At 63.2% G+C, this 18,034-nt stretch carries 17 protein-coding genes; 7 read left to right on the top strand and 10 right to left on the bottom strand.

The window, feature by feature from the left end:
- Positions 1–13 precede the first annotated feature (13 nt).
- Positions 14–1,843: a DUF885 family protein gene (locus SC1_RS08180; protein WP_062179915.1), complete on the top strand. Its 1,830-nt coding sequence runs from the start codon at positions 14–16 to the stop codon at positions 1,841–1,843.
- Between the two features lie 72 nt (positions 1,844–1,915).
- On the opposite strand, the gene SC1_RS08175 is transcribed toward SC1_RS08180, so the two are convergent.
- Positions 1,916–2,998, bottom strand: coding sequence for a class I SAM-dependent methyltransferase (locus SC1_RS08175; protein WP_062183812.1), 1,083 nt, complete (start codon positions 2,996–2,998; stop codon positions 1,916–1,918).
- 266 nt (positions 2,999–3,264) lie between these two features.
- Here SC1_RS08175 and SC1_RS08170 point away from each other — a divergent pair, with 266 nt between their 5' ends.
- Positions 3,265–4,644 carry an alpha/beta hydrolase gene (locus SC1_RS08170; protein WP_083435752.1) on the top strand — a complete coding sequence of 460 codons (1,380 nt, stop codon included), beginning with the start codon at positions 3,265–3,267 and terminating at the stop codon, positions 4,642–4,644.
- Positions 4,645–4,658: 14 nt separating this feature from the next.
- Here the strand turns inward: SC1_RS08170 and SC1_RS08165 are convergent, their stop codons facing one another.
- The 3 genes from SC1_RS08165 to SC1_RS08155 form a co-directional block, all read right to left on the bottom strand.
- The gene (locus SC1_RS08165; protein ID WP_062179912.1) at positions 4,659–5,729 is read right to left on the bottom strand and encodes a L,D-transpeptidase family protein; all 1,071 of its coding nucleotides are present in this window, start codon (positions 5,727–5,729) and stop codon (positions 4,659–4,661) included.
- A gap of 73 nt (positions 5,730–5,802) precedes the next feature.
- Positions 5,803–7,122 carry an HD-GYP domain-containing protein gene (locus SC1_RS08160; RefSeq protein ID WP_152682337.1) on the bottom strand — a complete coding sequence of 440 codons (1,320 nt, stop codon included), beginning with the start codon at positions 7,120–7,122 and terminating at the stop codon, positions 5,803–5,805.
- Between the two features lie 95 nt (positions 7,123–7,217).
- A complete protein-coding gene (locus tag SC1_RS08155; protein WP_062179905.1) occupies positions 7,218–8,606 on the bottom strand; it encodes a short-chain fatty acyl-CoA regulator family protein in 1,389 nt (462 codons plus the stop codon).
- 137 nt (positions 8,607–8,743) lie between these two features.
- Here SC1_RS08155 and SC1_RS08150 point away from each other — a divergent pair, with 137 nt between their 5' ends.
- Complete coding sequence (locus SC1_RS08150; protein ID WP_062183806.1) at positions 8,744–10,336, top strand: isocitrate lyase; 1,593 nt, start codon at positions 8,744–8,746, stop codon at positions 10,334–10,336.
- A gap of 143 nt (positions 10,337–10,479) precedes the next feature.
- On the opposite strand, the gene SC1_RS08145 is transcribed toward SC1_RS08150, so the two are convergent.
- Both SC1_RS08145 and SC1_RS08140 read right to left on the bottom strand, forming a co-directional pair.
- Positions 10,480–11,466, bottom strand: a complete 987-nt coding sequence (locus tag SC1_RS08145; protein ID WP_062179903.1) for a TerC family protein — start codon at positions 11,464–11,466, stop codon at positions 10,480–10,482.
- Positions 11,467–11,533: 67 nt separating this feature from the next.
- Entirely contained in the window at positions 11,534–11,728 is a 195-nt protein-coding gene (locus tag SC1_RS08140) for a hypothetical protein (protein WP_062179901.1), read from the bottom strand.
- A gap of 242 nt (positions 11,729–11,970) precedes the next feature.
- Between SC1_RS08140 and SC1_RS08135 the strand changes: the two genes are divergently transcribed.
- The 3 genes from SC1_RS08135 (at position 11,971) to SC1_RS08125 (ending at position 15,063) form a co-directional block, all read left to right on the top strand.
- Positions 11,971–12,738 (top strand): crotonase/enoyl-CoA hydratase family protein, encoded by a 768-nt coding sequence (locus tag SC1_RS08135; protein ID WP_062179899.1) that lies wholly within the window; start codon positions 11,971–11,973, stop codon positions 12,736–12,738.
- A gap of 2 nt (positions 12,739–12,740) precedes the next feature.
- The gene (locus tag SC1_RS08130) at positions 12,741–13,619 is read left to right on the top strand and encodes a S9 family peptidase (protein WP_083435750.1); all 879 of its coding nucleotides are present in this window, start codon (positions 12,741–12,743) and stop codon (positions 13,617–13,619) included.
- A gap of 640 nt (positions 13,620–14,259) precedes the next feature.
- The gene (locus SC1_RS08125) at positions 14,260–15,063 is read left to right on the top strand and encodes an enoyl-CoA hydratase-related protein (protein ID WP_062179897.1); all 804 of its coding nucleotides are present in this window, start codon (positions 14,260–14,262) and stop codon (positions 15,061–15,063) included.
- 109 nt (positions 15,064–15,172) lie between these two features.
- Here the strand turns inward: SC1_RS08125 and SC1_RS08120 are convergent, their stop codons facing one another.
- From SC1_RS08120 to SC1_RS08110, 3 genes are read right to left on the bottom strand one after another with little or no spacing between them, the layout of a single operon-like run.
- Positions 15,173–15,775 carry an HD domain-containing protein gene (locus SC1_RS08120; RefSeq protein WP_062179895.1) on the bottom strand — a complete coding sequence of 201 codons (603 nt, stop codon included), beginning with the start codon at positions 15,773–15,775 and terminating at the stop codon, positions 15,173–15,175.
- A 33-nt stretch (positions 15,776–15,808) separates the two neighbouring features.
- A complete protein-coding gene (locus SC1_RS08115; protein ID WP_370568725.1) occupies positions 15,809–16,519 on the bottom strand; it encodes a hypothetical protein in 711 nt (236 codons plus the stop codon).
- Complete coding sequence (locus SC1_RS08110) at positions 16,509–17,153, bottom strand: hypothetical protein (protein ID WP_238586625.1); 645 nt, start codon at positions 17,151–17,153, stop codon at positions 16,509–16,511. The genes SC1_RS08115 and SC1_RS08110 overlap by 11 nt, the downstream gene beginning before the upstream one ends.
- Before the next feature lie 66 nt (positions 17,154–17,219).
- On the opposite strand from SC1_RS08110, the gene SC1_RS08105 reads away from it, so the two are divergent.
- On the top strand, positions 17,220–17,666 hold the full coding sequence (locus tag SC1_RS08105) for an Rrf2 family transcriptional regulator (RefSeq protein ID WP_062179890.1): 447 nt from the start codon (positions 17,220–17,222) through the stop codon (positions 17,664–17,666).
- 140 nt (positions 17,667–17,806) lie between these two features.
- Here SC1_RS08105 and SC1_RS08100 read toward each other — a convergent pair whose 3' ends face one another.
- Complete coding sequence (locus tag SC1_RS08100) at positions 17,807–18,010, bottom strand: hypothetical protein (protein ID WP_062179887.1); 204 nt, start codon at positions 18,008–18,010, stop codon at positions 17,807–17,809.
- Positions 18,011–18,034: the final 24 nt, after the last annotated feature.

Genomic DNA, 18,034 nt, shown 5'->3' with positions numbered 1-18,034 from the left:
TGGAGACCTCCCCATGCTCGACCGCCGTACCCTGATCGCCGCGCTGGCCGCGACGTCCGCCATTGCAGGCGTCCGCTCGCCCGCCCGCGCCATGCTCGCCGATGCGCAGACGGGCGAAGGCGCAAAACTCACTGCGATCTATGAACGCATCTACGACATGCTCGTCGACCAGGACCCCGAATTCGCGACGGCTCTTGGCCTCGACAAGGGTGACAACGCCGCCGCCAAGTCGAAACTCGCCGACCGCTCGCCGGCGGGGATCAAGCGCGGCCACAATCTTTACCGCACCGGCCTCGCCGAACTCAAAAAGATCGATACTTCAAAGCTATCGGGCATGGATCTCGTAAATTACGAAACTTTCCGCGGGCCGTGGGAAGATTATGTCAAAGCTTATGATAGCTTCAGCTATGGCCTTCATAGCTGGCCCGAACCGCATCCGGTGACACAGCTCAGCGGCTCTTACCGCTCGGTCCCCGACTTCCTGATCAACCAGCACAGCATCGCGAATGCCGCCGATGCCGAGGCGTATCTGGCGCGCTGTATCGACTTCGCGGTCCAGCTCGATAACGAGACCGGGCGGATCAAGGCCGATCATGCCGCAGGCATCATCCCGCCCGATTTCGTGATCGACCGCACGCTCGGCCAGTTCGACCGCATCTGGGCCCCCGCCCCCGGCGCCAACGGCCTGACCACTAACCTGGCGGCAAAGACGAAGGATATTCCCGGCGACTGGGCCGCGCGCTGCGCTGCGGTCGTCAAGGACCGCATCTATCCTGCGATGCGCCGACAGGCGGACGAGCTTCGCGCCGTCCGGCCCCGCGCGACGCACGACGCCGGCGTGTGGCGTCTGCCCAAGGGCGACGAATATTACGCCTATGCGCTGCGCTTTGCGACGACGACGAGCATGTCGGCGGAGGAGGTCCATAAACTCGGCCTCGACCGCGTCGCCGAACTCAGCGCGCGCGCCGATGCGATCTTCAAGGCGCAGGGCATGACCAAGGGCACGGTTGCCGAACGCATGCGCGCGCTCGGCAAGGACCCGCGCTTCCTTTATCCGAACACCGATGCGGGCAAGGAAAAGCTTATCGCCGAGCTCAACGCCCAGATGCAGGCGATCCAGGCGCGCCTGCCCGAAGCCTTCGGCCGCCTGCCCAAGGCGAAGGTCGAAATCCGCCGCGTCCCCGCGGATATCGAGGATGGCGCGACCGGCGGCTATTACCAGATCCCCGCGCTCGACGGCTCGCGCCCCGGCGCTTATTACATCAACCTGCGCGATACCGCCGAAAATCCGTCGTGGACGCTGCCGACGCTCACCTATCACGAAGCATCGCCGGGCCATCATCACCAGATCGCGCTGGCGCAGGAGGCGGAGGGCATTCCGCGCCTTCGCCGCCTGCCCGCCTATTCGGTCTATACAGAGGGCTGGGGCCTCTATGCCGAGCAGCTCGCCGACGAAATGGGTGTCTATGAAAACGACCCGTGGGGCCGGCTCGGCTATCTGCAAAGCTACATGTTCCGCGCCGCGCGCCTTGTCGCCGACACCGGGCTTCATCACTATCGCTGGACCCGCGAGAAGGCGATCCAATATTATAACGAGGCGCTCGGTACCCCCGAACCGTCGAATATCACCGAGATCGAACGCTATTGCGTGTGGCCGGGTCAAGCGACCAGCTACATGGTCGGCCAGACAAGCTGGGTCCGCATCCGTGAGAAGGCCAAGGCGACGCTCGGCAGCAAATTCGACCTGCGCGGTTTCCACGACACCGCGCTGTCGGCGGGCGCGATGCCGATTTCGGTACTCGAATCGGTAATCGACCGCTGGGTTGCAACCCAAAAGGCCTGACGCCGGAACCGAAAAGCCCTTCGCCTGCAAGCGCATGCGAAGGGCTTCTCGCGGCCGATTGCGGGAGGGAGTTCAATCGGGCCGGCAGATAAAATAGCTGTTCATCTGATCGTGCGGCAATTGGTGCACCTCGACGCGGAAGAAGTCCGCGTCGGCCAGCATCGCAAGCGCCAGTTCCTCGCCCCAGGCGGCACCGAGCCCGACCCCGCCCTGCCCCAGCGACACCGACATGCAATGCATGCACGACACGGTGTAGATGAAGGGCGCGAGCGGGTTGTCGAGGTTGCCGGCGACATCGGTCGCAGCGTGAATTTCCTGCATCACATAGGTGCCGCCGGGCTTGAGCAGCCGCCGGATGTGCCGCAGCACCACCGCCGGATGCGCCTGGTCGTGAATCGCGTCGAAGGTAAAGATCAGATCGAACCGCGCCTCACCCTCAAGCAAGGTCGCATCGACGCGCTCGAAACGGACATTGTCCAGCCCGCGCTCGGCGGCTTCGATCTCGGCCAGCAGCACTGTATCGGCGCACAAGTCATAGCCGGTAAAGCGGCTGTTCGGGAAGCGTTCGGCGAGGCGGATCATCGCCTTTCCCAGCCCGCAGCCGACGTCGGCGACATCGATCCCCGCCTCGAGCTGGCCAATCGTCCACGGCGCGAGGGGCAAGATCGCATCCTCCAGCGCCGCAACGACATTCTGATAGCTGTCCTCGGCCATGCATTCGTGGAAGCGGTCATATTCGCCGTAAGACAGTCCGCCGCCGTTTCTGAAACAGTCGACGATCCGCGTCTCGACCGCGCCGAGCACCGAAAGATATTGGAAATAGCTGCTCATCGACCCATAGGCAGCGTCGGTTCCAAGGAACGCGCCATGCGCTGCGGGCAGGATATATCTGCCGGTGCCGCGATCTATCGAAACAATCCCGGCGGTCGCCATCGCGCCCAGCCATTCGCGCACATAGCGTTCGTTGAGCCCGGCGCGTGTCGCCAACTCGTCGCTGGACAGCGCCCCCCCGCCCTTCATCGCGCTGAACAACCCCGTGCGGTGGCCGATCGCGATCATCAACCCGGCCATACCGTGGTTGACCATCGCGATCAGTTTCCCTGCGAACGCTTCTTCCTCCGCGCTGAGCGACTCCGATTCAATCACATCGGTCATGAGGTTCACATTGCTGCACATGGCGTTTCTCCGTCGCCTTGGGTCAGATGAAGATCAGATGCGGCATCACCGCAAAGATCAGAAAGGCGAAGCTGAGCGACGCCATTGCGGCGAGGGGTTCGCCATTCAGGGATTTGAAGTTACCGTACATTTTTAGCCTCCTTTGTTGGCGAGGCCGGAAATGCCCGCGCGCCGTGTGCGGCAGCGTTTGAGCGAGCGTTGTAATTTGCCGTGACAGCGTGGAAATTGCGCGGCAGGACGTCTCCATGCGCGGATCGGAGCCCTTTGAGGTCAGGCTGCTCGGCGAGTTCGAGTTGCACCGCGGCGGCACCCCCGTCGCGCTCCCCGCCTCGCGCAAGACGCGCGCGCTGCTCGCTTATCTGCTGCTCACCGGAAAGCCCGTCCGCCGCGAGCGGCTCTGCGAAATCTTTTTCGACATTCCCGACGATCCGCGCGCCGCGCTCCGCTGGTCGCTGTCGAAAATCCGCGCTTTGCTTGGCGACGAGGCCGACCTGCTCGCCGCTGACCGCGAGCGCGTCGCGATCGACGCGTCGGGCTTTTCGTTCGACATCGACCGTCCCGATCCGCTGCGCGCGCTCGAAGTTCCGCTGCCGGGGCTCGAGCTTTCAGGACTGGACGAATACAGCCTGTGGCTCGCATCCGAACGCGCGGCGATCGACCGCCGCCGTCGACGCTGCCTTGACGAAGCCTCGCGCAACGCGGTCTGGCCGTCGGCCGACCGGACGCGCTTCGCCGCCGCCGCCGACGCGCTCGACGACGGCCTGACCTCGGCCGTCGATCGCTCCGATTTTCCGGTGCAGCAAGTGCGCTATTGCTTCGCCCCCGACGGCGTCCGCATCGCCTATGCCGTCACCGGCAACGGGCCCCTGCTCGTCAAAACCGCGAACTGGCTCAACCATCTCGAACTCGACTGGGGCAGCCCTTTGTGGGGCCGCATGGTCGGCGGCCTGTCCGAACATTTCCGGCTCGTGCGTTACGACGAACGCGGCAACGGGCTATCCGACTGGGACGTCGGGCCTATCGAATTCGAATCGCTCGTCACCGATCTGGAGGCGGTGGCCGACGCGCTGGAACTAGACCGCTTCCCGCTCTTCGCACTGTCGCAGGGCTGCGCGGTCGCGATCGAATATACGCGTCGCCACCCTGAACGCGTGTCGCACCTGATCCTGCTCGGCGGCTATGCGACCGGCTGGCGCCACCGCGTCGACGAGGGTGAGGCCGACGAGCGGGAGGCGGTGATCACCCTCGTCCGCCGCGGCTGGGGCAAGGATACGCCCATCTATCGCCAGATCTTCTCACAAAGCTTCACGCCGTCGGCGACGCCCGACGAGCTCACATGGTTCAACGATTTCCAGAAACAGACGGTGTCGCCCGACAATGCCGCCGCCTTCCTCGACCTGTTCGGCAATATCGACGTGCGCGCGCATCTGGAACATATCGAGGTGCCGACCCTCATCCTCCACGCGCGTGCCGACCAGCGGATCGGTATCGAACAGGCGATCGAACTTGCCTCCGCCATCCGCGGCGCTTCGCTCGTCACGCTCGACACCGACAATCACATCCTGCGTTCGAACGAGCCCGCGATGGATGTCGTCATCGAACAGATCGTCAATTTCCTGAGCTGAGTGCGTGAAAGACGCTAATTCTGAAAGATTGCGGGCGTTCCGGGTTTGACCATCTGCGCCAGACGCGCAGCGTCCCAATTGGTCAGCCTGACACAGCCGTGGCTCTCCGCGCGCCCGATCGTATGCGGCTCGCTCGTTCCGTGAATGCCATAATGCGGCTTGTTCAGGTCGAGCCACACGACGCCGACCGGGCTGTTGGGCCCTGGCTGCAACAGCACCGCTTCCTTGTTGTTGCTGACATCCCAGAACAGCTTGGGATTGTAATGGAAGTCGGGGTTGCGGCTGACGCCCTGGATTTTCCATTTGCCGATCGGCAGCGGGTCGCGGCTGCTGCCCATCGTCGCGGGAAATTGCGCCACCAGCTTGTCGGCCTCGTCATAAACTTTCAGCACGCCTTCCGACTTGTCGACGACGACCTTTGCCGCCGCCGTCTGGTCCGGCGCCACACCAAGCCGTTCGAGCGTGCCGTTCCAGCCGCGCTCGTCCTTCCCGATATTTGGCACGTCGACGTCGGGAATATTGGGCACACGAAACGGACGCCCCGCGCCGACCAGCGTCGACGGACTGTTGAGCGTCACCAGCATCTCTGGCGTCGTATGGAAACGTTCGGCGAGCGCCTCGGTCAGGTTTCGATATCCCAGCGCGGGCAATTTGGCCTGCTCGGCCGCGTCTTTCGGAAAGGCCGGCACGAACGGCCCCTTCGCGAAGCCTGCGGGTATGACGACCATGCGGGTCGCCGGGATCGTCCGCCCATCCTGCAACGCCTTTTCGGTTGCCGCGTCGAGCTTGCCGCTAGCATCGAGGCCGCGGGATATCTGAAAACCCCGAAGCGCCGCGACATAGGATTGCCCCTCTTTCCCGTCGATTACGCCCGGGGAGAAGCCGAGATGGTCGAGCAGAACCTGCGCGCGGAGGATCGGCGTTTCGGCGAAAGGGACGGCGTCCGTCTTGGCGTCCTCGAAGCGCAGCGAACCGGTGTTGGCCGCGTCGCGGGTCGCCGTTTCCTGTTCGGGATCAGCCTTTTCGGGCGCGGCATTGCAGCCGGCGATCAGAAGCAGGCACGGCAGAATGAAGATGTGTTTCAAATATTTGTCCTCGCAGGTTCGAGAAGGATCAACGATCCTCCGTGCGAAAGGATGCGGGACAGCGGGTGTCGGTTCAGCCATCACCTTCTTCGGGCCCGGGCGCGATCTTTGCCGCCAATATCCGGTGTCGCAACACATCCCAGTCGGGAAAGCGCCAGAAGGTCGGGCTGTCGCGGCCGATGATCCGGGGATGTTCGGCCGACGGCGCAATCGCCCGGTCGACGGGATCGATCTCCGCCAGCGCATCACAGTCGAAAAACGCCCGAACGATTACATCCTCGTCGGCTTCGCCCGCACTACCCACGACGATACCCAGTTCGCCCGTCGACAGCCGGACGAGCGTGCCGACCGCATAGATGCCGAGGCTGTCGGCAAAGCGGTCGAGCAGAGCGGGATCGAAATGGCCCCGCCACTTCTGCATTTCGGTCAACGCCTCGCACGGCGTCCATGCCTGTTTGTACGGCCGGTTCGAGGTGACCGCATCATAAACGTCGCAGATCGCACCCATGCGCGCCGCGAGCGACAATTGCTCGCCCTTCAATCCGCCTGGATAACCCGTGCCGTCGACCTTCTCATGGTGCCGCAGGCAAAGTTCCAGCGCCAGCTCCGGCGCGCCCTGCGAACTCGCAAGCAGCCTGTGCCCGGCAACCGGATGTCCCCGAACCGCCTGCATTTCGCCTTTCGATAACGCCCCGGGCTTGTTCAATATCTCGTCCGACACCGCGACCTTGCCGACATCGTGGAGCAGCCCGGCCACTCCCAAATCCTGCACCTGCTGCGCATCCAGTTCCAGGTGGCGCGCGAAATTGATCATCAGCGCGCAAACCGCGACCGAATGGAGATAGGTATATTGGTCCTTTTCCTTGAGGCGAACGAGATTGATCAGCGCCTTCGCATCGCGCTCGATCGACGCGCCGATCGAACTTGCGAGGCGCACCATGCGCCTGACCTCGACCGCCCGGCCAAGCCGTGCGCCCTCGAACATGTCGGTCACAGCCCCACGCGTCCGGTCGATCACCTGCTTCGCGCGGCGGCATTCGCCGGCATAGCCCCGGCGAGGACGCGGGGCGGCGCGATCTTCAGGATCGCGGGTCGCAAAAGTCGGTCCGGATCTTGGCTTTAGGGCCTGAACCAGCGGTTTCCCCCACGATCGTGATGGCTTGCGACGCGGGGCGTTTGCGTTCTTGGCCGTTGGCCGATGCCCGGGCGGAGCGATCCCCCGCTCCGCATCGATCATCAGCGCGTCAATGCCCGAATTGCGAATTCGTTGAAGTTGCTCGGTGGTTTCGACCCGGAAATTACTCCGCCAAAAGGGGTGATCGAACCACGACCCTTCAAAGGCGTGGACGAACATGCCGATTTCGACGTCCTGCGGTTCAATTCGTACAAGCATTTCGGGTCCCGTTGCGGCCGCCTGATAGACACGCACCTTTCCCAATACGGCACAGCATGTGTCACTTTAAGGGGCCCGGTAGGGAATGGTTAACCTTAGTCTCCCGCAAAATCGAACGCGCTCACTCCGCGTTCGCCCTCGCGGAAGCGCAAGGGACGGCCGAGCGGCGGCATCGATCGCTGGACGCAGCCGGTACGCGTGCAGCGCCGGCAGCCGAGGCCGATCGGTGTTGCGGGGCTGCGCATCAGGTCGATCCCGCGCGCGGCGATCAGCGGCGCGGCAACCTTGGCATCGACCCCGACACACACGGCAAAACGCGCGGGGGTCCCGCTTCCCGTTGCGCCAGGCGCGGCGACCGAGCGCGACTGGGTAAACCAGCGCGATCCGTCCTCCAGTTCGACCAGATCGGCGACAACTTCGCCCGGGCGCGCGAAGGCCTCATGCACGCCCCACAATGGACAGCGTGCATCGCCGTCGACCAGCGGCGACTGGCTCGCGCCAGCATAGCGCTTGCTGCCCTGCCCCGCGCGGTCGATGCGCAACATAAAAAAGGGCAGCCCGCGCGCACCCACGCGCTGGAGCGTCGTGAGCCGGTGCGCGACCTGCTCATAACCCGCGCCGAAACGCCGCTGGAGCAGCAGCAGATCATATCCCGTCGCGTCACACGCGCGCAGGAAGCGACTGTAAGGCATCATCAGCGCCGCGGCGAAATATTGGATCAGGTGGCGCTCGAACAGCCGCGCCGCCGCTGCCTCGGCGAACTCAGCGCCTGCCACCAGCGCGTCGATCTCGGTCTTCGCCTCGATCTGTGCGAGCGTAGCCGCCGCCTGAAAGGTGCGCGAAGCGGGGCGCAGCAACTCGTTCAGCATAAGTTGCCGCGCATGCCAGTCGAGCCAGCGCAGCCGGTCGGGCATCACGTCCGACGGCAGGATACGAATGCCGAGTTGGTGCCGCGTGCGCAAACGCTCGGAAATCGTCCCATAAAGGTCGGCCCCCGCGAGCCGCAGTTCGTCGGCCAGTTCCTCGGCGCGCGCGTCGAGGTCGGGGAAATGATTGCGCCATTTTTCAATGGCGCGGCGTACAGCGGCAACTTCGGGCGCATCGCCTTCACTTTCCGCGCGTCCCTCGGGCGCCACATCGAACAGGCGCGCAAAGGCCGCGGCGGTTGCCGGCGCGGTCTGAAGCCACTCCTCGACCTCCTGCGTCCCGATCCCCAGGTCGGCGAAACGCGGATCGGCGAGCCGGCGCCGTAGTCCTGCAAGTCCGCCCGGCAGGTCTTCGGCGCCCAGCTTCGCCGCGTCGAAACCAAAGCGTTCAGCCAGTTTGACGATGACCGTCGCACTCAGCGGCCGCTGCCCATGCTCGATCAGATTGAGATAGCTTGGCGAGATCGCGAGCGCCTCCGCCATCGCTGCCTGCGTCATACCCGCCTCACGCCGCACCTTGCGCACCGCCGGCCCCGCAAACACCCGCCGCTCTGCCATTCTGTAACTTTCTTTACTAATTTACAGTCTGATTTACACCTATCGGCCATATTTCACAAATATTATTGACAAAGCTTTTCACCTTCCGCGCCACTTTCGCCAACTTCCACCCATCAGCTTCGAACAAGGACAAGACGATGGGCTATCAGGAAGACATGGCGCAGGCAGGCCGCCTCATCCGCGATTACGACGGCACCTGGGACGGCATCAGCGGCGAGAGCATCGCCCGCATGCGCGCCCAGAACAAGTTCCGCACCGGCCTCGACGTCGCCCGCTACACCGCGCGCATCATGCGCGCCGACATGGCCGCCTATGACGCCGACCCCGCGAACTACACGCAGTCATTGGGCTGCTGGCACGGCTTCATCGCGCAGCAGAAGATGATCTCGATCAAGAAGCATTTCGGCACCGTCAAGGGCCGCTACATCTATCTCTCGGGCTGGATGATCGCCGCGCTGCGCAGCGAATTCGGTCCGCTGCCCGACCAGTCGATGCACGAAAAGACCAGCGTTCCGGCGCTGATCGAGGAAATCTACACCTTCCTCCGCCAGGCTGACGCCCGCGAACTCGGCATGTTGTTCCGTGACCTCGACGCGGCCCGCGCCGAAGGCGACGAGCTCAAGGCGAAGCAGATCCAGTCGACGATCGACAATCATGAAACGCACGTCGTGCCGATCATCGCCGATATCGATGCGGGCTTCGGCAATGCCGAGGCGACCTATCTCCTCGCCAAGAAGATGATCGAAGCGGGCGCTTGCGCGCTCCAGATCGAAAATCAGGTCTCTGACGAAAAGCAGTGCGGCCATCAGGACGGCAAGGTCACCGTGCCGCACGAAGACTTCATCGCGAAGATTCGCGCCTGCCGCTACGCCTTCATGGAACTCGGCGTCGAGGACGGCATCATCGTCACCCGCACCGACAGCCTCGGCGCTGGCCTCACCAAGCAGATCGCCTTCTCGAAAGAAGCCGGCGACCTTGGCGACCAGTATAACAGCTTCCTCGATTGCGAAGAGGTCGAAGGCGCGGGCAATCCCGGCGATGTTCTCATCAACCGCGACGGCAAGCTGGTGCGTCCGAAGCGCCTGCCCTCGAACCTCTATCAGTTCCGTTCGGGAACCGGCGAAGACCGCTGCGTGATGGATTGCATCGCCAGCCTTCAGAACGGCGCCGACCTGCTGTGGATCGAAACCGAAAAGCCGCACATCGAACAGATTGCGGGCATGGTCGACCGCATCCGCGAAGTCGTCCCCAATGCCAAGCTGGCGTATAACAACTCGCCGAGCTTCAACTGGACGCTAAACTTCCGCCAGCAGGTGTTCGACGCCTGGGAAAAGGACGGCAAGGACGTCAGCGCCTATGACCGCGCGAAGCTGATGAGCGTCGATTATGACGGCACCGAACTCGGCGACGAAGCCGACAACCGCATCCGCACTTTCCAGCGCGATTCGGCGAAGCGGGCGGGCATCTTCCACCACCTGATCACGCTGCCGACCTATCACACCGCGGCGCTGTCGACCGACAATCTCGCCAAGGAATATTTCGGCGACGAAGCGATGCTGGGTTACGTCAAGGGCGTCCAGCGCGCCGAGATCCGTCAGGGCATTGCCTGCGTGAAGCACCAGAATATGTCGGGCAGCGACATCGGCGACGATCATAAGGAATATTTCGCCGGCGAAGCGGCCCTGAAGGCCGCGGGCAAGGACAATACGATGAACCAGTTCGCCGCGTAAACAAGTTAGACGCGGGGGCCCGTTGCAACCCCCGCGTCGCCCATCTTGGCACGGGGGTCAGCGACCCGACCCCCGTGCCTCCCGAGCTTTCCTGGGGAGGAAAGCCTGTCCGTCGGAAGCCCTTGCGCTTCCGGCGGACATTTTTATTCCGGGAGCGCCCCTTCATCCTGACGCGTTTTGATCAGCGACCAGATCACGCCGCCCGCGATCAGCGCGACGGTCACGCCAAGGCTGACCAACGGCGGGAACTTCGCGCCGCCAAGCACGAAGTCGGCGACAAAGATCTTCGATCCGATGAAGACAAGCACCAGCGCCAGCGCATATTTCAGATAGTGGAAACGGTGCACCATCGCCGAAAGGGCAAAGTAGAGCGCGCGCAGGCCAAGGATCGCCATGATATTCGACGTGTAGACGATGAAGGTGTCGGTCGTGATCGCGAAGATCGCCGGCACACTATCGACCGCGAAAACAAGGTCGGCGAGATTGATCACAACGAGCGCAAGGAACAGCGGGGTCGCGGCAAGCACGATCTTGCCAGTCTTCGTATCGGGCACACGCACGAAGAATTTCTCGCCGTGCAGCTCATCGGTGATGGGCATCCGACGCGACAGCCATTTGACGACGGGATTACCCGCAACGTCCATCGGCTTTTCACTCGCGAACAGCATCTTCACGCCGGTAAACACCAGGAAGGCTGCGAAGATATAGAGCACCCAGCCATATTCGGTGACGAGCGCCGCGCCGCCCGCGATCATGATACCGCGCAACACGATCACCGCGACAATGCCCCACAGCAATGCGCGATATTGGTAACGCGGCGGGATCGCAAAGGTGGTGAAGATCAACGAGATGACGAAGATATTGTCGATCGACAACGCCTTCTCGATGAAGAAGCCGGTATAATATTGCAGGCCCGCCTCGCCGCCCTTTGCGGCCCAGACCCACGCGCCGAACGCGGTCGCGATACCGATGTAGAGCGCCGACAGCTTCAGGCTCTCGCCGATCCCCATCTCCTTGTTCTCCTTGTTGAGGATGCCAAGGTCGAAGGCGGTGAGCGCAATGACGAGTGCGAGGAACGACAGCCAGAACCAGGCCGGGGTGCCCAGCCAGTCGGCAAACAGAAATTCCATGTTCTTTTCCCTGGATATGCTGGGGGCGCCGCCTCTCGGCAGCGCCCTGGATCGTCATTTTGTGGGACTAGCGGGCGAGCGCCGGGCGCAGCGCAGGCCGCATCGTCAGCGCCGCAAGCCGTTCCTTCACCACAAGCTTCAGCGTTTTCAGGCGCAGCAAGCGGAACGGGTCGGCGCCGCGGCGACGCACCTCGCGACGTTCGGCATCGTCGAGCTGGCGATGCAACACGGTCAGGCGATAAAGATTGGGATTCAAAGTCATACAGGGCCTCCTGATCAATAAAATCAAGCAGGTGACGCCGATGCCGGGACCCCGGGAAACAGGGGGGAGATAGGGCCAGAGCATCGGAGTCACCCGATGCGGTCCGACATCACGTGGCGGGAAATATCCCGCCGACGCCAGAGGGGCCCGGCCCGCATAACGTCTATTTAGGGTGCCGCGACACCGCTTGCAAGTCCCCCCGCCTACCGCCACGCTGCAAGCGACGCAGGAGGAGGGTTCGAATGAGCGTGCTTGTCGAAAAGGATGGTCCGGTCACGATCATCACCATCGACCGCCCGGCGCGTCGCAACGCAGTCGATCCCGATACTGCGGTCGCCCTGCGCAAAGCCTTTACCGCCTTCGCCGCCGACAAGGATGCGCGGGCCGCGATCCTGACCGGGAGCGAGGGGCATTTCTGCGCCGGTTTCGACCTCAATGCCGTCGGGGCGTCTCGCTATGATCCCGATGGTCCGGGCCCGATGGGGCCGACACGGATGCTGCTCGAAAAGCCCGTGATCGCTGCCGTCGAGGGCCATGCCGTCGCCGGCGGGCTAGAGCTGGCGCTCTGGTGCGACCTCCGCGTCGCTGGGGCCAGCGCGGTGTTCGGCGTCTATTGCCGCCGTTGGGGCGTGCCACTGATCGATGGCGGCACCGTGCGCTTGCCGCGCATTGTCGGACAGGGCCGCGCGCTCGACATGATCCTGACCGGACGCCCGGTTGCCGCGGACGAGGCGCAACGCATCGGCCTCGCCGACCGGGTCGTTCCCGATGGCGAAGCGCTTATCGCCGCGATCGAACTGGCGAAACAGGTCGCCGCCTTCCCGCAAATCTGCATGAACAGCGACCGGCTCAGCGCCTATCGACAGTGGGACTTCGATATCGAAAGCGCGCTTGCACACGAAGCGCGCGCCGGCGTCGTCCCGCTACGCGAAGGCGCGGCGGCGGGCGCCAAACGTTTTACCGAAGGCACGGGCCGCGGCGGAAGTTTCGCCGCCTTCAAGGGGGAATGACGATGAAGACTTGGATTGCCGCCGCGCTGCTCGCGCTGCCCCTACCCGCCGTGGCAGGAGCCCCCGATATCCCGGCCGCCATCTATACCGACCCACCCGCCGACAAAGCGCATCCTGCGGCGATGGAGGTCGTCCATATCCCCAGCGGAAAGGTCGCTATCAACGCCGTCGTCTATGTCGCCGCGGGCGCAGGCCCGCACCCGACCGTCGTCCTCTGCCACGGCCTTCCCGGCAATGAAAAGAGCCTCGACCTGGCACAGGCGATGCGCCGCGCGGGCTGGACCGTCATCACCTTCAATTATCGCGGCTCGTGGGGCAGCCCAGGCGACTATCGCTTTGCGCAGAATCTGGAAGATGCCGATGCGGTGCTCGCCTTTGCGCGCGATCCAGCCAATGCTGCCAAGTTGCGCATCGACGCAAAACGGCTCGTCATCATGGGTCACAGCATGGGCGGCTGGGTCACCGCGCTCACGGCCGCGCACGACAAACAGCTACTCGGCGCCGCGATGATTTCGGCAGGCAATATGGGCTGGCTCGGAAAATTGCCGCGCGAGCAGGCGATTAAGGCGTTGCGCACCAACGGCATGGAGGCTCTCGCCGGGACGACGCCCGAACTCATGGCGGACGAACTCATCGCCAATGCCGACCGCTTCGACTTCGTGAAGGCCGCACCCCAGCTTACAGGGAGCAATCTGTTCGTCCTCACCTCCGACGATGGCCTCGCTCCGATGAGCAATGCGCTTTCGGCCGCGATTGCCAAAGCTGGCGGGGCCGGAGTGAAGTCAGTGCATGTCGGGACCGACCATAGCTGGTCTGACGCACGCATCCGCCTGCAAACCGAGATATTGAACTGGCTGATGACGCTGACGCCCGTAAAGTGAACTAACCGCCGCCGGGCGGCATCTTCGTCGGGCGCAGAATGGCGACTTCCGGTCGATTTTAGCCATCGCCTTCGGATTTCCACGGAATGGCGGCCATGGGGTGGGGAGCTGTCGCTGCCCTCTTTGGACATCGCCGGCTGGATCCGGATCGGATCGGCGCAAAGGCCGCGCAATATTCCAAAGTTCAGGAAAGTTCAGCCCTATGAGCGCCCCGATTTGCAAGTCGCGGCGTGCCGAATATGCGCGGTACGTCCGATCCTGGTCGCACGCGCAATCAGGCAGCGATCGCCTGTTTGTTCACCGAATGAAAGAGCCGGATGAAGGCTAACACAGCCGGATAATGTAGGAAAGACCTATTTGAAGGCGATGTCTGTTTTGGGGTTGGGGAGCGGACGTTGCTTCTTTAATCCTTCGTCATCCCGGACTTGATCCGGGATCCCGCTTGAAGCCGAAGTCAGTGAGTGCGTCAAAAAAAGCGGGATCCCGGATCAAGTCCGGGGTGACGAGGATAGAGAAGTCCGCAACCGGTCATTAACGGCCGCCTCACCTCGCGCGCCCTTCCCTCTTGCACTCGCCCCCCAAATGAGTCACATCTTTACGTGAACGTAAAGGTAAAGCACCCGCGAGAGGATTCTTCCCCATGACCCTTCCGACCTTCGACACGATCAAGCTCGAAATCGCCGACAATGTCGCAACGATCACGCTGAACCGCCCCGAGCGGCTCAATTCGATGCCGCCGGCGATGGCCGACGACATTCGCGAAGCGCTCGATCATCTGCCAAGCCTCGGCGCGCGCGCGTTGTTGATCACTGGCGAAGGGCGCGGTTTCTGTTCGGGCGCCGACCTCGCCGGCGACCGGTCGGCGGGCGGGGCCGTCAGCGGCGGCGCACGGAGCCGCAACGCGCTGCGTGGTCATTATAACCCGATGCTGCTCGCGCTCGCGAACCTAGACATTCCCGTTATCGTTGCGGTCAACGGCCCGGCCGCGGGCGTCGGATGCAGCTTTGCACTGTCGGGCGACTTCACGATTGCGGGCAAGAGCGCCTATTTCCTTCAGGCCTTCGTCAACATCGGCCTTGTCCCCGACGGCGGCTCATCCTGGTTGCTGCCGCGCCTGATCGGCGTGCCGCGCGCGCTGCAGATGATGATGCTGGGTGAGAAGATTTCAGCCGATCAGGCGGCCGACTGGGGCATGATCTATAAGAGCGTCGAGGACGCCGATCTTTTGGCAGAGGCCAAGGCGCTGGCCACGCGCCTCGCGAACGGTCCGACGATCGCGCTCGGCACGATGCGCAAGGTGTTGCGCGACGGGCTGACGCAGGATTTTGCGACGACGCTCGATGCCGAAGCCAAGGGCCAGTTCATCGCAGGCGGCACCGCCGATGCAATGGAAGGCATCATGGCGTTCCAGCAGAAGCGCAAGACCGAGTTCAAGGGGAAGTAGCCCCACCCTTTCCCGTTCGTGTCGAGCGAAGTCGAGACACCCCGCAGGCTTACAAAAGGTCGAGGGGCATCTCGACTTCGCTCGATGCGAACGGTTTGGTTATCCTTACCTACTCCGCCGCTTCCTCGACCATCACCTTTTTGTAGATGCTCGTGCGCGGGTAGGAGCAGAGGCGCATCACCATCGGCTCGAAAAATTCCAGCGGTTCGCTGTCATAATCGGGGTCGAACGCCGGCGCGTCATATTTCTCGCAGAATTCGGCGCACGCAGCATAATGCGGGCTATCCTTGAACTGGTCGCGCATGTCGCGGTCGAGCCCGAGGTAATGGAAGAAATAATGGCCCTGGAACACGCCGTGGTGCTGGACGATCCACAGATTTTCCTCTGACAGGAAGGGCTTGAGGATCGCGGCGGCGACGTCGGGATGATTGAACGCGCCGAGCGTATCGCCGATGTCATGGAGCAGCGCCATCACGACATATTCCTCGTCGCGGCCGTCGCGGTGCGCCCTGGTCGCGGTCTGCAGGCAATGTTCGAGCCGGTCGACCGGAAAGCCGCCATAATCGCCGCCGAGCAGTTTCAGATGGTCGAGGATGCGCTTGCCATTGTTCGGCGCGAACTCCTTCTGCTCGCGCGCGATAATGTCCCAATCTTTCTGCGTCCCGTCGATCATCGACCGGAAAGTGGCGTGATCGTGCGTCATCTCGTTCATGGCAGCCTCTCCTATTTTGAGAGGCAGCCTATCCTATTCGTTGTTATTTGCAACGTTATAGGTCTTGACCTCAGCCTGCGTCAGGCAACGGCGCGTCGACTTGTCCTCCGCATTCGCCAGCGCTTTTTGCTGATACATCACCTCGGTCAGCAACTTGCGCGATACACCCATGCGGATCAGAAAATCATTGTCCTCGCTCGCGAGCAGCGCGGCGTCCTGCTCGATATCGCCGATCAGTTCTTTGGTAGCGTCGGTGCCCATAGCCACGCTCATGTCGATCGCGCTACGGTCGCCGGTGCGCGTGAACATATGGACGATGAAAAGCCCGCCCGGATCGATCACGCGCGGCTGACCGCCCATGAAGATGAAATTGCACGCGCTGAAACAGGCCCAGCCCGCCGGGATACGCGTCGTCAGCCCGAAGTTCGAACGGATGATCCGCCCCGCGGCGTTACCCGCACGCGCGTCTCCACCCGGCGAGCGCAGCCACACTTCGCTGACGTCCGAATTGGCGGCGAGCGCCGCCTTGAGCCGATCGGGCAGCCCCGCATCGATCCGCCCCTCGGCGAGCAGGACCTTGCCGTTCTTATTGGCGACGGGGGTCAGTTTCATCGTCGCGTTCGCCGACCAGTCAGGGGTCAGCGGGCAAGTCGGGTTCGCGGGGTCCATCGCGGGCTTGGCAGCACCGGTCAGACAGGCGATCAGGCCGGCCGCCGCAGCGATACGTAAGGTTTTACGCGGCAAGGACATAACGCGCCTGTCCAGGCCCCTTGCACATCCGTTTCGATACGCGTGTTTCTTCGCCTTCGACGATGATGATGTCGGTGACGTTCATGCACTGAGTACCATCGGCCAGTTCGTTCTTCGCCGCAACGGTCGACGATCCGCTGACATTCTCGCGCGTTTCGCTGGTCCAGTTCGCGGTCGCGCCGACTTCTTCGCCGCGTGTCACCTCTTCGGTCGCGGCCGCCGCCTGGACCTGTTCGGCGGGGTCGAGGCGACAGGCGATCGCGTCGGTGAGCGTGCCGCTGACCTCCGAAATCGGCACATAGCTGTAGACGCCGGCCTTGCTCGCCGCGTCGCCCACCGCATCGTTGATTACATTGCCCAGGATATTGCGCCCGATGCTGTTGCCCTTCTTGCCCTTGGGACAGCCGCCACTCTTGTCTTCGCTGGGCTTCGGCGCCGGAGTCGTCACCTTGCGCAGCAGGCTACCGAACTGCGCCTGTGCGGGAGCGACAGCGAGCAGACACGCCGCAAAAACCGCGGGAGTCGCCAATATTTTACGCATCATCCAGTCCACCCTTGTCGCGCCCGATGCCGGGCTACCATGCGACCTTTTATAGGGGCGGTTCATGCCACCCGCTGTGATTTTCATCAACTCTGCAACTTATGTCATCCAGACAGGTTGAATTAAGCCTGAATATGTCACAGTAACGCCGCCATGCTCTCGCAAAAGACCCGCTACACGATCCGCGCGTTCCAGCACCTTGCCGACCATTGGGGCAAGGGGCAGGTGCAGCTTGCTGATATTGCGGATGCGCAGAATATTCCGCCCAAATTCCTGACCGTGATCCTGTCGGAAATGGCACGCGAGGGCCTGCTCATTTCACAGCGTGGGCGCGACGGCGGCTACCAACTCGCCCTCCCCCCGATCGACATCAGCTATGGCGACCTGGTCCGGCTGACGCGCGGATCGCTTGCGCTTGTTCCCTGCGCCGCACGCAACGCGCACGAACATTGCAAGAATTGCCTGCCCGAGGCCGAATGCCGGCTGCGCAGCCTGATGCTGAAGGTTCGCGACGACACGGCGTCGATCCTCGATCGCATCACGCTGGCCGACCCGATCGCGCTGGAACCCGTATTCGAAAAGGATGAGGCGGCGGAATAGCCGCCGGCGCTTGCGCCGCACATGCCGAACCGGCCGGTTCCCGCAAGGTGGGAACCGGCCGGACGGCAGATCTGGTCAGGGCGCGCGGGTGCCGGGATCGGCCCTTCCAGTCCCGCTTGTTCGTCTTGCGATACGGGGCGTCAGTAGCCGCCCTTCTTTTCATTGCCATGTGCGGCCTTGGCGGGATGCGCGCGAACCGCACGCTTCGACGTTGCGGCGGTCGTCGTCTTTGCGGCCACGGCCGGTTTGGCGGGCTTGGCGGTGGCAGTCGAGGCGAAGACCGGGGCGGTGATCATCATCGTCGATGCAAGGCCAAGGCCGACCAGGGTACGAAAGCGTGCCATATTCTTCACTCCATAGATCCGCGG

The organism is Sphingopyxis sp. C-1 (assembly GCF_001047015.1).
Taxonomy (GTDB): Bacteria; Pseudomonadota; Alphaproteobacteria; order Sphingomonadales; family Sphingomonadaceae; genus Sphingopyxis.
This window is presented reverse-complemented; position numbering and strand designations above follow the sequence as displayed.

Coding starts and splice junctions, on each gene's coding strand:
- SC1_RS08135 (WP_062179899.1), top strand. CDS start 11,971: ATGAGCGTGCTTGTCGAAAAGGATGGTCCGGTCACGATCATCACCATC.
- SC1_RS08140 (WP_062179901.1), bottom strand. CDS start 11,728: ATGACTTTGAATCCCAATCTTTATCGCCTGACCGTGTTGCATCGCCAG.
- SC1_RS08100 (WP_062179887.1), bottom strand. CDS start 18,010: ATGGCACGCTTTCGTACCCTGGTCGGCCTTGGCCTTGCATCGACGATG.
- SC1_RS08170 (WP_083435752.1), top strand. CDS start 3,265: ATGCGCGGATCGGAGCCCTTTGAGGTCAGGCTGCTCGGCGAGTTCGAG.
- SC1_RS08180 (WP_062179915.1), top strand. CDS start 14: ATGCTCGACCGCCGTACCCTGATCGCCGCGCTGGCCGCGACGTCCGCC.
- SC1_RS08175 (WP_062183812.1), bottom strand. CDS start 2,998: ATGACCGATGTGATTGAATCGGAGTCGCTCAGCGCGGAGGAAGAAGCG.
- SC1_RS08145 (WP_062179903.1), bottom strand. CDS start 11,466: ATGGAATTTCTGTTTGCCGACTGGCTGGGCACCCCGGCCTGGTTCTGG.
- SC1_RS08110 (WP_238586625.1), bottom strand. CDS start 17,153: ATGAAAATCACAGCGGGTGGCATGAACCGCCCCTATAAAAGGTCGCAT.
- SC1_RS08150 (WP_062183806.1), top strand. CDS start 8,744: ATGGGCTATCAGGAAGACATGGCGCAGGCAGGCCGCCTCATCCGCGAT.
- SC1_RS08160 (WP_152682337.1), bottom strand. CDS start 7,122: ATGCTTGTACGAATTGAACCGCAGGACGTCGAAATCGGCATGTTCGTC.
- SC1_RS08120 (WP_062179895.1), bottom strand. CDS start 15,775: ATGAACGAGATGACGCACGATCACGCCACTTTCCGGTCGATGATCGAC.
- SC1_RS08130 (WP_083435750.1), top strand. CDS start 12,741: ATGAAGACTTGGATTGCCGCCGCGCTGCTCGCGCTGCCCCTACCCGCC.
- SC1_RS08105 (WP_062179890.1), top strand. CDS start 17,220: ATGCTCTCGCAAAAGACCCGCTACACGATCCGCGCGTTCCAGCACCTT.
- SC1_RS08125 (WP_062179897.1), top strand. CDS start 14,260: ATGACCCTTCCGACCTTCGACACGATCAAGCTCGAAATCGCCGACAAT.
- SC1_RS08155 (WP_062179905.1), bottom strand. CDS start 8,606: ATGGCAGAGCGGCGGGTGTTTGCGGGGCCGGCGGTGCGCAAGGTGCGG.